The 14,233-nt window shown below is 71.3% G+C and carries 13 protein-coding genes; 10 read left to right on the top strand and 3 right to left on the bottom strand.

Going from position 1 to position 14,233, the window contains the following annotated elements; translation table 11 throughout:
* Positions 1 to 20: 20 nt before the first annotated feature.
* The 6 genes from O1Q96_RS13125 to O1Q96_RS13100 all read left to right on the top strand — a co-directional run bounded on the left by O1Q96_RS13125 (position 21) and on the right by O1Q96_RS13100 (position 8,355).
* Positions 21 to 344: a hypothetical protein gene (locus O1Q96_RS13125; RefSeq protein WP_269248346.1), complete on the top strand. Its 324-nt coding sequence runs from the start codon at positions 21 to 23 to the stop codon at positions 342 to 344.
* A 4-nt stretch (positions 345 to 348) separates the two neighbouring features.
* Entirely contained in the window at positions 349 to 1,470 is a 1,122-nt protein-coding gene (locus O1Q96_RS13120) for a GNAT family N-acetyltransferase (RefSeq protein ID WP_269248345.1), read from the top strand.
* 340 nt (positions 1,471 to 1,810) lie between these two features.
* Positions 1,811 to 2,629: a glycosyltransferase family 2 protein gene (locus tag O1Q96_RS13115; protein ID WP_269248344.1), complete on the top strand. Its 819-nt coding sequence runs from the start codon at positions 1,811 to 1,813 to the stop codon at positions 2,627 to 2,629.
* Complete coding sequence (locus O1Q96_RS13110) at positions 2,626 to 3,615, top strand: glycosyltransferase family 2 protein (RefSeq protein WP_269248343.1); 990 nt, start codon at positions 2,626 to 2,628, stop codon at positions 3,613 to 3,615. Before O1Q96_RS13115 ends, O1Q96_RS13110 begins: the two co-directional genes overlap by 4 nt.
* 2 nt (positions 3,616 to 3,617) lie before the next feature.
* Positions 3,618 to 4,427: a polysaccharide deacetylase family protein gene (locus O1Q96_RS13105; RefSeq protein WP_269248342.1), complete on the top strand. Its 810-nt coding sequence runs from the start codon at positions 3,618 to 3,620 to the stop codon at positions 4,425 to 4,427.
* Entirely contained in the window at positions 4,420 to 8,355 is a 3,936-nt protein-coding gene (locus O1Q96_RS13100; protein ID WP_269248341.1) for a lipopolysaccharide biosynthesis protein, read from the top strand. Before O1Q96_RS13105 ends, O1Q96_RS13100 begins: the two co-directional genes overlap by 8 nt.
* 111 nt (positions 8,356 to 8,466) lie before the next feature.
* Here O1Q96_RS13100 and O1Q96_RS13095 read toward each other — a convergent pair whose 3' ends face one another.
* Entirely contained in the window at positions 8,467 to 9,888 is a 1,422-nt protein-coding gene (locus O1Q96_RS13095; RefSeq protein ID WP_269248340.1) for a GH39 family glycosyl hydrolase, read from the bottom strand.
* Positions 9,889 to 10,054: 166 nt separating this feature from the next.
* Here O1Q96_RS13095 and O1Q96_RS13090 point away from each other — a divergent pair, with 166 nt between their 5' ends.
* The gene (locus O1Q96_RS13090) at positions 10,055 to 11,149 is read left to right on the top strand and encodes a DUF5925 domain-containing protein (RefSeq protein ID WP_269248339.1); all 1,095 of its coding nucleotides are present in this window, start codon (positions 10,055 to 10,057) and stop codon (positions 11,147 to 11,149) included.
* A 96-nt stretch (positions 11,150 to 11,245) separates the two neighbouring features.
* Here the strand turns inward: O1Q96_RS13090 and O1Q96_RS13085 are convergent, their stop codons facing one another.
* On the bottom strand, positions 11,246 to 11,623 hold the full coding sequence (locus tag O1Q96_RS13085) for a GntR family transcriptional regulator (RefSeq protein ID WP_269248338.1): 378 nt from the start codon (positions 11,621 to 11,623) through the stop codon (positions 11,246 to 11,248).
* Between the two features lie 71 nt (positions 11,624 to 11,694).
* Here O1Q96_RS13085 and O1Q96_RS13080 point away from each other — a divergent pair, with 71 nt between their 5' ends.
* Both O1Q96_RS13080 and O1Q96_RS13075 read left to right on the top strand, forming a co-directional pair.
* The gene (locus O1Q96_RS13080) at positions 11,695 to 12,615 is read left to right on the top strand and encodes a GNAT family N-acetyltransferase (RefSeq protein WP_269248337.1); all 921 of its coding nucleotides are present in this window, start codon (positions 11,695 to 11,697) and stop codon (positions 12,613 to 12,615) included.
* Entirely contained in the window at positions 12,596 to 13,114 is a 519-nt protein-coding gene (locus O1Q96_RS13075; RefSeq protein ID WP_269248336.1) for a ribonuclease FAU-1 family protein, read from the top strand. The genes O1Q96_RS13080 and O1Q96_RS13075 overlap by 20 nt, the downstream gene beginning before the upstream one ends.
* Positions 13,115 to 13,176: 62 nt before the next feature.
* Here O1Q96_RS13075 and O1Q96_RS13070 read toward each other — a convergent pair whose 3' ends face one another.
* Complete coding sequence (locus O1Q96_RS13070) at positions 13,177 to 13,791, bottom strand: class I SAM-dependent methyltransferase (RefSeq protein WP_269248335.1); 615 nt, start codon at positions 13,789 to 13,791, stop codon at positions 13,177 to 13,179.
* Between the two features lie 246 nt (positions 13,792 to 14,037).
* On the opposite strand from O1Q96_RS13070, the gene O1Q96_RS13065 reads away from it, so the two are divergent.
* Positions 14,038 to 14,172 (top strand): hypothetical protein, encoded by a 135-nt coding sequence (locus tag O1Q96_RS13065; RefSeq protein ID WP_269248334.1) that lies wholly within the window; start codon positions 14,038 to 14,040, stop codon positions 14,170 to 14,172.
* Positions 14,173 to 14,233 lie beyond the last annotated feature (61 nt).

Genomic DNA, 14,233 nt, shown 5'->3' with positions numbered 1-14,233 from the left:
CTCTGCTCGCGGGCGCGGCGGTGACGGTCGCGGGCGTCGGCGCCGTACTGGCGCTCGTCGACGTGGACTCGCCCCTGCGCGCCCCGTTCACGCTCTTCTTCCTGCTGGGCGCACCCGGGGCCGCCGTCGCAACCGCGCTGCGGGGTCTGGAACCGTTCGCCCGCGTCGTGGCGTCCCTGTCAGCAGCGGTAGCGGTCAACCTGCTGGTGGCCCAGGGCATGATCGCGGTCCACCAGTGGTCGGTCCGTGGCGGAATCGCGGCCGTGGCCGCGCTCAGCTCCCTCATTCTTCTGCTGGTCCTGGTACGGCGGCTGCGCGGCCGTACGGCGAGAAGACGGGCTTAGTGACGTGAACATCAGCGTGTACCGTCCCGGCGAACTGACCTCCGCCGACCGGTCGGCGTGGACGGCCTTCCAGTCCAAGGCGCATCTGCACGGCGCACCCGACCTCGCGAACCCCTTCCTGTCGCCGGAGTTCACACTCGCCGTGGGCCGCTGCCGCCGCGGCGTACGGATCGCGGTGGCCAGGGAGAACGGCGAACCCGCGGCGTTCTTCCCGTTCCAGACGACCGCCACCGGCGTCGGCCGGGCCGTCGGCCTGGGCGTGTCGGACTGCCAGGGGCTGGTCCACCGCCCCGGCTTCACCTGGGACGCACAGGAGCTGCTGCGGGCCTGCGGACTCGCCGTGTGGGAGTTCGACCACCTCATGGGAGGCCAGACGCCGTTCGAGGCCGGAGCCTCCGGCGCCTTTCCGTCCCCGGTCATCGACGTCGACCAGGGATACGAGGCGTATCTGGAACAACTGCGGGCCCGGTCACCGAAGTTCACCCGGACCACACTCGCCAAGGCGCGCAAGCTCGGTCGCGACCACGGCGGACTGCGCTATGTGCACGACGAGCGCGATCCCGGAGCGCTGCGCACGCTGATGCGCTGGAAGTCGGCGCAGTACCGCAGGACCGGGCGCAGCGACCGCTTCGCGCAGGACTGGATCACCCGGCTCGCCCATCAGCTCTTCCACAGCCGTACCGGGTCGTTCGCCGGACTCCTGTCGGTGCTCTACGCGGGCGACAGGCCGATCGCCGCGCACTTCGGACTGCGCTCCGAGCGTGTGCTGGCCTGCTGGTTCCCCGCGTACGACCCGGCGTTCTCGAAGTACTCCCCGGGCCTTGTCCTGCATCTGCGGATGGCCGAGGCGGCCGCCGCCGAGGGCATCGCCCATCTGGATCTCGGCCGGGGACAGAAGGAATACAAGGACTCCCTCAAGACACGGGAACTCACCGTGTCCGAGGGGTGGGTTGCGCGCCGCCATCCCGTGGCGCTCGGGCACCGGGCGCGACGCGCCCCCGTCCGGGCACTGCGCAACGCGGTGCTGGCGCGGCCGGAGTTGTTCGAGCCGGCCGACAAAATACTCAAACGGATGGGAAAAATCCGTTCGAGTGGTCAGGTAACGGCCAAACCAACAAAAACGTGAGGCCTCGTTCCAGGTCTTGCCATATCGTCTCAATCATCAATACCGTCTTACATCCACCCGCATCGGTCCATCAGTGCACATGCGATCTAGGGGAGGGCTCGAGATCGCGACGAGGGCCCGACGCGGGGCGCGGTAGGGGGGTGCCGTGCTCGGTAACCGCATGTATGCCGAGCCGTGCCGCGCGACCGACCCGGACAGTCGGCCAGTTCTGCCAGCTCACCCGGCATGGACGGAGATCCATTTCGGCATGCCGTAAGTGAGAAACCCCCCTTTCGAACCGGACAAAACACCGGACCGCCCGTGGGGCGGGCGGTCCACCGGACGAGAGGGACCAGACTCAATGAGTTCTTTTGTGCGCCCGGCTGTGTCGGACGAAGATCCGCTCACAGCCGGCAGGTACCGGCCCATATCGACTCACCTGGCCATAGCGCCTCCGGTGAGCGTCGTGATTCCCGCCATGAACGAGGCGGAGAACCTTCCGTACGTCTTCAAGACACTGCCGGGCTGGATCCACGAAGTGGTTCTCGTCGACGGCAACTCCACCGACAACACCGTCCAGGTCGCCCGCGAGCTGTGGCCCGACGTCAAGGTCGTCGCGCAGGTCGGCAAGGGCAAGGGAGACGCCCTGATCACCGGCTTCGCGGCCTGCACCGGTGACATCATCGTCATGGTCGACGCGGACGGCTCGGCCGACGGTCACGAGATCGTCAGCTACGTCTCCGCGCTGGTCTCCGGCGCGGACTTCGCCAAGGGCTCACGGTTCGCCAACGGCGGCGGCACGGACGACATGACACCGATCCGCAAGCTCGGCAACTGGGCGCTGTGCACGGTGGTCAACCGCAAGTTCGGCGCGCGCTACACCGACCTCTGCTACGGCTACAACGCCTTCTGGCGGCACTGCCTCGACAAGATCGACCTCGACTGCACGGGCTTCGAGGTGGAGACCCTGATGAACATCCGGGTGGTCAAGGCGGGCCTGAAGGTCCAGGAGATCCCGAGCCACGAGTACCTGCGGATCCACGGCGCGAGCAATCTGCGGGCCGTGCGGGACGGTCTGCGGGTGATCCGGGTGATCCTCAAGGAGCGCTCCAACCGGCGGTCACTGCGACGCCGTCCGCACGCCACGGGGCTCAACACCCGTACAGGAGAGGTGTCTTGAGAAACCCTGACATCTCCGTGGTGGTCTGCGTCTACACCGAGGACCGCTGGGAGGACATCCTCGCGGCGGTCGCCTCGGTGCGGGCGCAGTCCCGGCCCGCGCTGGAGACACTGCTGGTCGTGGACCACAACCAGGCGCTCCTGGACCGCCTGTCGAAGGAGTACAAGGAGACCGGGGAGGTGCGGGTGCTCGCCAACGCCGGCCCCCGGGGCCTGTCCGCGGGCCGCAACACCGGCATCGCCGCCTCGCACGGCGAGGTCGTCGCCTTCCTCGACGACGACGCGGTGGCCGAGCGCGACTGGCTCCTCCACTTCGCCGAGGGGTACGAGGACCCGCGGGTGATGGCCGTCGGCGGCCGCACGGTGCCGATCTGGGCGTCGGGCCGCCGGCCCGCCTGGTTCCCCGAGGAGTTCGACTGGGTCGTGGGCTGCACGTACAAGGGCCTGCCGCCCGGTCTCGTCCAAGTCCGCAACGTGCTCGGCGGCAACGCCTCGTTCCGGCGGACCGCCTTCGACGCGGCGGGCGGCTTCGCCACCGGCATCGGACGCGACGGCGACAAGCGGCCGCTGGGCTGCGAGGAGACGGAACTGTGCATCCGCCTCACCCGCGCCCGGCCGGACGCGGTCCTGCTCATCGACGACCGGGCGGTGATCCACCACCGGGTGCCTGAGGTGCGCGAGCACTTCGCCTACTTCCGCGCGCGCACGTACGCCGAGGGTCTGTCGAAGGCCCTGGTCGCCCGGAGTGTCGGGGCCGGCAAGGGACTCGAGTCGGAGCGCCGCTACACCACGCGTGTGCTGCCCGCCGGTGTCGCGCGCGGACTGCGCGACGCCCTGCTCGCCCGCCCCGGCGGCGCCGGCCGGGCCGCCGCCATCGTCGCCGGAGTGGTGACGGCGGCGGGCGGGTACGTACTCGGGAGCGTCCGGGCACGCAGGGGTGGGGCCGAGTTCGCGGTGGTCCCGGTCGTGCGGACCAAGGGGAGCTGACGATGAGCGGACCACGCGAGCCACGCGTGCCGATCCTCATGTACCACGCGGTGTCCGAGGCCCCGAACGACGCCACCCGCGCGCTCTCGGTGACCCCCGAGGCGTTCTCCGCGCAGATGGCGCTGCTGAGCGGCTCGGGATTCACGCCGGTCGGCACCGCGGATCTCGCCCGGAGCTGGCGTTCCTCCGGCCCGCTGCCGGAGCGCCCCGTGCTGGTCACCTTCGACGACGGCTACGAGGGCGTGCACCAGCACGCCCTGCCCGTGCTCGCCAAGCACGGCTTCGCGGCCACGCTCTTCGTGTCGACGGGCTGGCTGCGCGGCGCGTACGACACCGGGGGCGGCCTCGACGAGATGCTCGACTGGGACCAGGTCCGCGAACTCGCGGGCGCGGACGTCGAGATCGGCGGCCACAGCCACACCCATCCGCAGCTGGACCAGCTGACCGACGAAACGCTCCGGTTCGAGCTGCTGCGCTGCCGCGAGATCATCGCCGATGAACTGGGCGTGCGCCCCGCGTCGTTCGCGTACCCCTACGGCTACTCCAGCCGTCGGGTGCGGGAAGCCGTGCGCGAGGCGGGCTTCGCCCAGTCGCTCGCGGTCGGCAACGGCCTGGCGCGCCGCCGCCAGGGGCCGTACGCGCTGCGGCGGGTCACCGTGCGCCGCAGCACCGGGATCGAGGAGTTCGAGCGGCTCGTCGAGGGCCGTGCGATCGCCCGTACCTTCGCCAGGGACCGTGCCCTCACCAAGGGGTACTCCATGGTCCGCAGAGCACGCCAGGTTCGCCGGAAGGCCATCCGTTCCCGTGTCTGACACGACCACGGCCGAGGCCGGCACTCCCACGCCCGAGGCACCCGAGCGGTCCGGGCGCCGCCTCCGCCTGCCCCGGCTGGGCACGTCCTCCGGAGGCAGCCCGCTGTTCCGGAACGCCTACGCCCTGATGCTCAACACCGGTATCTCCGCCGTCCTCGGGCTCGGCTACTGGCTGGCCGCCGCCCGCTACTACTCCGAGTCGGCGGTCGGCCAGGGCTCCGCCGCCATCGCCGCGATGAAGCTCCTCGCGGGCCTCACCGCGGTGACGCTCACGGGGGCCCTCGCCCGGTTCATCCCGGTGGCCGGGCGAGGCACCGGGCGGCTCATCTTCCGTACGTACGCGGGCAGTTCGGTGATCGTGGCGGTGGCGGCGGGCGCCTTTCTGCTCACGCTCGGCTTCTGGGGTCCGTCGTACGGTTTCCTGCGCGACCCGCTCGTCGGTGCCGGATTCGTCCTCGCGGTCGTCGCCTGGTCGGTGCTGACGCTCCAGGACGGGGTGCTGACCGGGCTGCGCAGCGCGCTGTGGGTGCCCGTCGGCAACACCGTGTTCTCGGCGGTCAAGCTCGTACTGCTCGTCCTGTTCGCCGCGGCGATCCCGACCATGGGCGTCTTCGTGTCGTGGGTCGCGGCCATCGCGGTGTCCGTGCTGCCGCTGGGCTGGCTGGTCTTCCGGCGCCTGGTGCCCCGGCAGGTGAAGGCGACGGCGGACGACGCGGAGCCGCCCAGCACGAAGGAGATCGGGCGGTTCCTCGCGGGCGACTACACCGGCTCGCTGTTCTCGCTCGCCGTCGTCTATCTCGTCCCGGTGATCGTCGCCGCGCAGGTCAGCTCCGCCGACAACGCGTACTTCTACATCACCACCACCATCGGCGGCACGGTCAACCTGCTCGCCATCAACATGGGTGCCTCGCTGACCGTCGAGGGCTCGCACGACCCCGCGCGGCTCGCCGCGAACACCCGGGCGGCGCTGCGCCGGATGGCGCGGATCATGCTGCCGGTGGCCGGGGTGCTGTTCTTCGGGGCGCCCTGGATCCTCGGTGTGTTCGGCCAGGGGTACGCGGACGCGGCGACGCCGCTGCTGCGCTGGTTCGCGGTCGGCGCGGTGCTGCGGGTCGTCATGGAGACGTACTTCGCGGTGCTGCGCGCCCAGAGCCGCACGGCCGGACTCGCCTGGTTGCAGGGCCTGTTGTGCGCGCTGGTACTCGGACTCACGCTCGTCCTGCTGCCCCGCATGGGACTGACCGGCGCGGGCGTGGCGGAGATCTGCAGCCTCGCGGTGATCGTGGCGCTCGCCGCTCCCAGGCTGTACCGGATCCTCAGGACCGCTGCGCCGGAGGACGTTCCCCGGGGCGCGGCGCCCGACGGCGACCTGGCCGACCTGGGCACCCGTGACGTGCCCGCGCCGAAGCAGGCCGAGCCGAGGAAGGGGCGCGGGCCGGCCTGGGCGCAGCGGCTCGACACGGACACGCTGGCGCTCGGCGTGCAGCTCGACTTCGACCACCTGGAGCGACGGCCGGACGTACGGCCCGGTCCGGGGACACCGCCCACCGGGACGCCCGCGGTCGAACGGCCCGCCCGCCCGGCGGAGCCGCGGCCGGACCACCGGCCGACCTGGGCGCTCAAGGCGCCCCTCCCCCTGCCGCCGCCGCGCGTGGAGGTGGGCCTGCCCGTCGAGGAACGGGAACCCGGTTCGGAGACCTCCCTCGGTCCCTCCGAGGCCGAGGTGGACGCCCCGTTCGGGCCGTCGGCCGACGGGAGCGCCGAGGAGCCGGAGGGGACGCGCGAAGGAGGCGAACCCGGCAGGTCCGGCGCGTCCGGCTTCGTGCGGGAGACGGGGACGGTGCGGGAGACCGGGACCGTGCGGGAGGAGGACGGGTCCGGACCGGCGGCGCCGGTGCCGGGGTGGGAGCGGCTGCGGCCGACCCGGCTCGGGGTGCTGCTCGGCTGCCTGCTGACGGCCGCGCTCGTCCTGTACTGGGTGCCCGTGTCCGGCCTCGGGGAGCGCGATCTCGACCGGATGGGCGGGCTCGGCCTGGTCTCCGTCCTGCCGACGCCGACGCTGGTCGGCGCCGGCCTGCTGGCCACGGTGTTCGCCTCGCTGCTGTGGCTGGGCCGCGAGCGCAAGGGCCTGCTCCTGGTCACCCTGCTGGCCACCGTGGTGTCGCTGCACGCCCTGCCCGCCGTGATCGAGACCGAACCGCGCTTCGCGACGGCCTGGCAGCACCTCGGCTTCATCGACTACATCGACCGGACCGGTTCGGCCGTGCCCGACCTGGACGCGCGCTGGAGCTGGCCGGGCTTCTTCGCGGGGGCCGCGTTCGTCGCCAGGGCCTGCGGGGTCGACGACCTCACCGAGGTCATCCGCTGGTGGCCGACGGCCATGCAACTCCTCTATCTGGCACCGCTGTTCCTGCTCGTCCGCCATATGCGCGCGAACTGGCGCGCCAAGTGGACGGGCATCTGGATCTTCGTGCTCAGCGGCTGGGTCGGCCAGGATTACTTCTCTCCGCAGGGGTTCACGTACCTCCTCTATCTCGTCTTCGTGGCGATCCTCCTGGTGTGGTTCCGGGCACCGCGGATGCTGTGGACGAAGGTGCGGCCCGGCGAGCTGGAGGTCGAGCCGACCGACCGGCGCCAGCGGGCCGTGCTGCTCATGGTGCTGATCGGTCTGTTCATGGCGTCCGTGCCGGCCCACCAGCTGACGCCGTTCGTGATGCTGGGCGTCCTCGTGGTCCTCGTCCTGGTGGGCCGCTCCGAACTGCGGGGCCTGCCCATCCTGTTCGCCGTCATGGTCTCGGTGTGGATCGGCTTCCTCGCGGAACCGTACTGGTCGGGGCACTTCGACGAGCTGTTCGGCGGGGTCGGCGGCGTCGGCGAGAACGTGTCCTCGTCGGTCTCCGGCCGTATCGGCGAGGGCAGTTCGAACCACAAACTCGTCCTCTACTCACGCGTGGCGCTGGCCGGTGGCGTGATGGCGCTGGCCTGCTGGGGCTGGTGGCGGCGGCGCGACCACAAGTACCGCGAACGGTCGCTGCTCGTCCTCACCTTCGTCCCGTTCCTCGGCTTCGGCATGCAGTCGTACGGCGGCGAGATGGCGCTGCGCGTCTTCATGTTCGCCCTGCCGGGTGCGGCCCTGCTCGCCGGACTCGCGCTCTTCCCGCGGACCGGTGTCACCGCGAAGGAGCGGGACAAGGACCGGGTGAGCCTCGCACCGCTCGCCGCCCTGATGGCGGGCCTCGTCCTGATGGGCGGCTTCCTGGTGGCCCGCTGGGGCAACGAGCCGTTCGAGCGGATCAGGCCGGGCGAGGTCGCCGCCATGGAGTACGTGTACGCCCACGACAAGCCGACCGCACGGCTGCTGTGGCTCAGCGACGACACGGTGAACAACGTGACGCCCTCGATGCCGTGGGGCGCACGCGACATGGAGAGGGTGGAGTACGTGCCGACGCTCGCGCCCGCCGATCCCGTGCTGGTGTCGAGCCTGGTCAAGGCGCTCAAGGACGCGGGCCCGAACTCGTACCTGATGGTCAACCGCAGCCAGGTGACCTATCTGCAGCTGGACGTCGGCTATTCCAGGACGTGGGAGCAGCGGCTCGTCCGCAACCTCGACGCCCGGCAGGAGCTCCGCAAGGTCTTCGTCAACGACGACGTGACCCTGTACTCCCTGCGAGAACAGCCCGACGCCAAGGTCGCGAAGGCCGATCCCGGGCCGGTCGGTCCGCAGGTGACCTGGACACCGTGGTCGGTCGTCGGCGGGCTCGCGGCGATCGCCCTGATCGTGCTGCTCACGGCACGCGAGGTGGTACGGGTGGCCGTCCGGCCGAGTGTGCGGCAACTGCAGTGGCTGCAGGGCAGTTTCTGGTTCTCACTGCCCCTGCTGGCGGTCCTGCTGGCTTCCCTGGTGCAGAGATTCCTGACGATGGCCTGAGTGGGGCGGCCCCTGGGGGGGCGGCCCCTCAGGGTCGCGGGGAACCGCGCGACCAGCCCCAACGAACCCGCACCCGAACCGACGCCCCCGCGGAGCACCCCGTGGCGAGCCCTAACGGCGAAGCCACTTCACCCCGTACGCGCCCATCTCGAACCGCTTCCCGTCCACCTTCGCGCTGATCTTCCGGTCCAGGGTGTTCACCACGAGAACGGTCCTGTCGTCGGCGAGGACCCGGACATCGGCCCTGTCGTCCTCGGCGACGGAGACCTGCTCGTACTCCGTACCGGGCGGGAACTCCTCGCCGAACCGGGAGAGCAGGTCGAGCATCGGCAGGGGCTTCCCGCCGGAGGCCCGATCGGTCGGGGTCCACAGGCAGCCGGCGCAGGTGGCGCCCTTCTCCGTCTCGGGGTTCCAGTAGAAGGCGGAGGTCGTGCCACCGCGGGCCATGGCGATCAGGCCCGAGGCGTGTACGGCGACGCGGTGCGGCTCGGACCAGCCGTCGCGGATGTCGTCGGCGTCCGCGGGCTCCACGTAGTACTCGGCCCACCACAGGGGAAGGTCACCGGTCCGCTCCCGGACCCAGCGGCTCACCGCCGTGAACTTGGCGGTCGCGCCGAACTCGTCCGGCAGCAGGTCGTCGTCCTTGGTGTAGCTGGACCCGTCGACGACGACGAAGTCCGCACCGGCCTTGTGCTTGTTCCAGTGGTCGAAGGCGTCGAGGACCCGCTGGTCCATCGTGCCCCAACTGCCCTTCAGCGCCGACGAGGCGTTCTCCTGCTGACGTGGGTCGAGACTGTCCATCACCAGGTAGGGCCCGCCGACCTCGATGTCCTCGTCGACCTTCTTGAGCGCCTTGTAGACGAGGTTGTAGAGCTCGGTGTAGCCCTCGTGGTCCCAGCGGGCCTCGGCGTCGTTCCAGAAACCCTTGAACTCGTTCCACACGATGAAGTGGCGTACGTCCGGGTAGCGCTTGGCGACGGTCGCGGCGAGCGCGGCGTAGTCCTTGTAGTGGGCGGGGTCCGGGGCCGTCTCCAGTGCCTCCTGGCTCCAGTCGGTCTTGTCGGAGCCGGACTTGCCGCCCTTCATCCAGTCCGGTGCGCAGCACAGCGTGACGACCGGAGTGCCGCCCGTCTCCCGGACGAAGTCGATCCGGCGGTCCATGTCCTCGAAGTCGTACCGCCCCTTGACCGGCTCGGGGTTGTCCGCGCCCCAGCCCATGATGTGCTGGATCTGCGGCGGGGGCCGCTCGCCGAGGTGCTGCTCCACCCGCTTCGTGGCGGCCGCGCTGCCCTCGTCGGCGCTGAACTGGGTGTGGGTGAAGCCCCAGCCCACCGCCGGTTTCGCCGCCCCCGGGGGAACGGCGGGCGTGCCGTGGACCTTGTCGCCGTCGGGGGTCGTGCCCGCCTCGCTCCCCGCGTCCCCGGGCAGTGTGTGGATCAGGGTCAGGACGAGAGCCAGAGCGGCCACGCCCACGCCGAGCAGAGCGGTGAGGCGCCACCGCCGAGCATCCGAATTCCACCCATGACGTCCCATCAAGGGCAACAGTATCCGCGTGCGTCCGCGGGGGAACAGGTTCCGTACTCCACAGCCCTGTAACAGGACGGAGGGGATACACCGGGAGCTCGGGGCAGAGCCGGCACAAGGGGGAGCAACGCGGAAACCGGATGCACGGGGCGTCCGCGTGACGGATCATGGCGGCATGTCTGCGAACCCACACGACGCTCTGCCGATCCGGCTCAACGTCGACGACAGCGACTCACCGTCGGACGTCGTCGACGCGCTGTTCCTCGGCCGCTTCGCGACGGGTGAGCAACCGCACTCGCACGCGGCGAACATCGACCGCGTACGGTCCGGAGTCTCTCTTCTCCCGCCGGGCGCCCGCGTGTTGCGGACCGCCCGCGACGACGACCGCAGCGCGACCCTCGCGGAGGGCGACGGCTGGACGGTGCTGGTGTCGCGCTGGAACCGCGGCGCCGACGTGACGGTCACCGCGACCAGCGAGGAGCTCGCGGAGAAGATCCTCGGCCAGGCCACGGACGGCGCGGCCGACGAGCCCGAACCGCAGCCGGAGAACGTGACCATGGGGTTCTGGTACGTGTCGCCGCGCCGCGGTCCGCACCGCACGACCCGGCAGATCTCGGCGGGTACGTGGGAGGAGGTGCGCGGCAACTACACCGCGCCGGTCGCGGACGCGATGGACGGCCTGATGAAGACGACGCCCGAGGACATCGCGGGACGTCTGCTTCTGCTGCACGGTCCGCCGGGCACGGGCAAGACGTCGGCGCTCCGTACGCTGGCGCGCTCGTGGCGGGACTGGTGTCAGGTGGACTGCGTCCTGGACCCGGAGCGCCTGTTCTCCGACGTCGGCTATCTGATGGACATCGCGATCGGCGAGGAGGACGGCGCGGGCAAGGGCCGTTGGCGGCTGCTCCTCCTGGAGGACTGCGACGAGCTGATCCGCGGCGAGGCCAAGCACACGGCCGGGCAGGCCCTCTCGCGCCTGCTCAACCTCACGGACGGACTGCTGGGCCAGGGACGCAACGTCCTGGTGGGCGTCACGACCAACGAGGACCTGGAGCGTCTGCACCCCGCGGTGGTCCGCCCGGGCCGCTGCCTCGCCCGCATCGAGGTCGGCCCGCTCACCCGCGGCGAGTCCGAGGCCTGGCTGGGCACGGAGGAGGGTCTGGGCCGCGACGGCGCGACCCTGGCCGAGCTGTACGCGCTGCGCAGGGGGACGACGCCGACGTCGGTGCCCGGGGCCCGGGAGGGCGCGGACGCGGGACTGTACCTTTGACCTGCTCCTCGGGCTGAAGCCCGAGGATTCCGGCCGTCCTCACTTGTCGCTGCGCCGCTACGCGGCGCAGGTTCGGGTGGGGTTCCGTGGCTTCCCCTATTCCTCCCCGTAGGCCGCCCGCAGGGCGTCGCGGACCGCGGCGAGCGCGGCGTCCTGGCCGAGGCCGAGGCGGTGGACCCGCCCGGCGTACACCTGCGCGGCCGCCGCGGCCTCCCGCTCCGCGGCCGCGCCCACGGCAGCGACGAACGTGCCGTTGCGCCCCCGCGTCTCGATCACTCCGTCCGACTCCAGCGCCCTGTACGCCTTGGCGACCGTGTTGGCCGCGAGGCCGAGCGACTCGGCGAGGCCTCGCACCGTGGGGAGCCTGTACCCCACCGGCAGGGTCCCCGCCCGGGCCTGCCCGGAAATCTGGGCGCGTACCTGCTCGTAGGGCGCGACTCCCGCACCGTCATCGATGTCGATCTTCAATGTCACCCGGTGATTGTCCCGCACCGGCCCGAAAATGAGAGGCGTCCCGCAGCACCCCGCGCGTAGCGTGCGATTCCATGACTGTGATCGTCCGCGACTTCCGCGCCCAGGACGCCGAGAGCTTCTCCCGCATCCGGCAACTGGCACTTCCCTTCATGCTCTCCACCCCGCGGTCCGTCGCCTACGACGTCACGCACGCCCACCCCGACGCCCATGTCCGGCCGCTGGTCGCCGAGGAGGACGGCGAGGTCATCGGCACGGCCCAGACGGGCATCGCGTACGACAGTCCGCAGCCGGGCCAGGGCTATCTGAACGTGTACGTGCATCCGGAGCGCCGGGGCCGTGGCGCGGGCTCCCTGCTCGTGCGGACCGCCGAGGAGCGTCTCGCCGAGGTGTCCGCGACGAAGCTCTTCTCCTGGGTCCTCGACGAGCCCGCGAACCGCGGTTTCGCGGAGCGGCGCGGCTACCGCGCGAGCCGCTCCGCGCACTTCCTCCGTCTCGACCTGGTGAACGGCTCCCTGCCACCGCGTCGGCCCACGCCCGCGGATGTCGAACTGCGCACGGCTGCGGACTTCGCTGACGACCCGCGTCCCCTCTTCGAGCTGGACGCGGAGACGCTCCTGGACGAACCGAGCGACATCGCCCACGAGTTCACGGACTTCGAGGCATGGCTCAAGGAGACCTGGCACCACCCCCTCCTCAGCCATGAACTGACCTCCGTCGCGGTCGTCGACGGCCGCCCCGCCGCGTTCAGCGCCGCTCGCACCGACGGCGGCACCCGCTACGGCACCGTGATGACGGGCACGGCCCGCGCCCACCGCGGACGGGGCCTCGCCAAACTGGCCAAGAACGACTCGCTGCACCGCGCCCGCGCCGCCGGCTTCACGGAGGCGTTCACGGGCAACGACTCGGGCAACGAGCCGATGCTGGCGATCAACAAGTGGTTCGGCTACGAGATCTGCGCCACGGAGGTGCACCATGTCCGTCAACTCGGCTGATCCGTCAGGCCGGTCCGGTGTCACAGAGGTCCTGGACGTCGTCCTGGTCAAGGCGGGCCGCACGAAGATCCGCTACCCGGCCGTCCTGCTCCACGACGACGGGACGCACGTCGTCGTCCGCGCCGCCTGGGCGGGCGAAGGCGTCCGCGACTTCGGCTTCGTACGCTTCGAGCCGGGCGACGTCTTCACCGAGCACTACTGGCGCGACCGCTGGTACGCCGTGAAGGAGGTCCGGAACGCCGAGGGCGCGGTGAAGGGCTGGTACTGCGACATCGCCCGCCCGGCCACCGTCTCCGAGGGTGAAGTGGTCTGCGAGGACCTCGACCTGGACCTGTGGCGCTCCGCCGACGGCAGGACCGTACTGCGCCTGGACGAGGACGAGTTCGCGGCGAGCGGCCTGGAGACCACCGACCCGCGGGCCGCGTCCGCGGCCCGGTCCGCCCTGGACGAGCTCGAACTCGTGGCCCGTCAAGGCGGCTTCGAGTCGCTGCTGACCTGACCGCGGGGCGCCCCGGCTTCTCCCCTTCCGTCCTCCCCGCCCTCCCCTGTTCGCGCCGCTCCTCACGGCACGGCGATCAGTGCGTAGCGCTCGTCCTCGACCTCCCTGCCCCACAGCAGGGGATCGTCCGACAGCCGCTCCACACGCACGTCCGCCGCGAGGGGCGCCAGCATGGCGGCCAGGGTGTCGGCGGATATACCGACCGGGCTCACCGTCCCCCAGACGCCCTCTATGAGAACGAGTCGTCCACCGGGGCGCAGCAAGCCGCGCCAGTGCCGCAGGACGCGGCCGGGATCGGACAGCGTCCACAGCACATGCCGGACGAGGACGACGTCGAACCGCTGCTCCCCGACGGGCGGGGCGGCCGCGTCACCGACCAGGAACGCGGCGTCACGCCCGGCCAGTTTGGCGCGCGCCCGCTCGACCATGCGCGGCGAGAGGTCGACCCCCGTGACCCGGTGGCGCGCCTCGGACGCGAGGAGTGACAGGCTGCCGGTGCCGCACCCCAGATCGAGCACGTCGGCCGGGCCGCGCGGCAGCCAGCCGCGCAGCCTGGCCGCCCACGCCTCGCGCACGACGGGATCGCGCAGTCCGTGGTCCGGCTCGTCGTCGAAACCGGCGGACTCGGCGTCCCAGTCGACTCCGGTCCGCTCCGCATCTGAGCTGTGACTCGTCATGTGCCCACAGTGACACCTGCCACTGACAACGGGCCCGGCGTCCGGTCCGGGCCCACACCCCGCCACACCGCGCCACACCCCGCCCCGCCCCGCCCCGCCCCGCCCCGACCGACAGGATGTCCGGCATGCGGACTCATAGGGGAAACGTGACAGTCGCCACTGACAAGCGGCCGGCGATGAGTCACTCTCCCGGAAATGGTCTACCCCCGTGAAAACACGGAACCCGGTAGTCGCAAGGAGGCCCCCATGCGCCGCGTCACCGTGCAGAAGCCCCTGAAGAAGTCCGAGTCCCGTCGTGTGCGGGAAGAGGCCGAGCAACGTCCCGCCGAGCGCCCGGAGGTCCGGAAGGACATCCACCGCACCTGGTGGCCGGACGGCTGAGCAACCCGATCCGCAGCCGTCGGCGCCGGCCGTCGCGCAGCGCCGGGCAGCGGCGACGAAC

It is taken from the genome of Streptomyces aurantiacus, from assembly GCF_027107535.1.
In the GTDB taxonomy this organism is placed as follows: Bacteria; Actinomycetota; Actinomycetes; order Streptomycetales; family Streptomycetaceae; genus Streptomyces.
This window is presented reverse-complemented; position numbering and strand designations above follow the sequence as displayed.

Coding starts and splice junctions, on each gene's coding strand:
- O1Q96_RS13065 (WP_269248334.1), top strand. CDS start 14,038: ATGCGCCGCGTCACCGTGCAGAAGCCCCTGAAGAAGTCCGAGTCCCGT.
- O1Q96_RS13090 (WP_269248339.1), top strand. CDS start 10,055: ATGTCTGCGAACCCACACGACGCTCTGCCGATCCGGCTCAACGTCGAC.
- O1Q96_RS13105 (WP_269248342.1), top strand. CDS start 3,618: ATGAGCGGACCACGCGAGCCACGCGTGCCGATCCTCATGTACCACGCG.
- O1Q96_RS13070 (WP_269248335.1), bottom strand. CDS start 13,791: ATGACGAGTCACAGCTCAGATGCGGAGCGGACCGGAGTCGACTGGGAC.
- O1Q96_RS13080 (WP_269248337.1), top strand. CDS start 11,695: ATGACTGTGATCGTCCGCGACTTCCGCGCCCAGGACGCCGAGAGCTTC.
- O1Q96_RS13075 (WP_269248336.1), top strand. CDS start 12,596: ATGTCCGTCAACTCGGCTGATCCGTCAGGCCGGTCCGGTGTCACAGAG.
- O1Q96_RS13095 (WP_269248340.1), bottom strand. CDS start 9,888: ATGGGACGTCATGGGTGGAATTCGGATGCTCGGCGGTGGCGCCTCACC.
- O1Q96_RS13115 (WP_269248344.1), top strand. CDS start 1,811: ATGAGTTCTTTTGTGCGCCCGGCTGTGTCGGACGAAGATCCGCTCACA.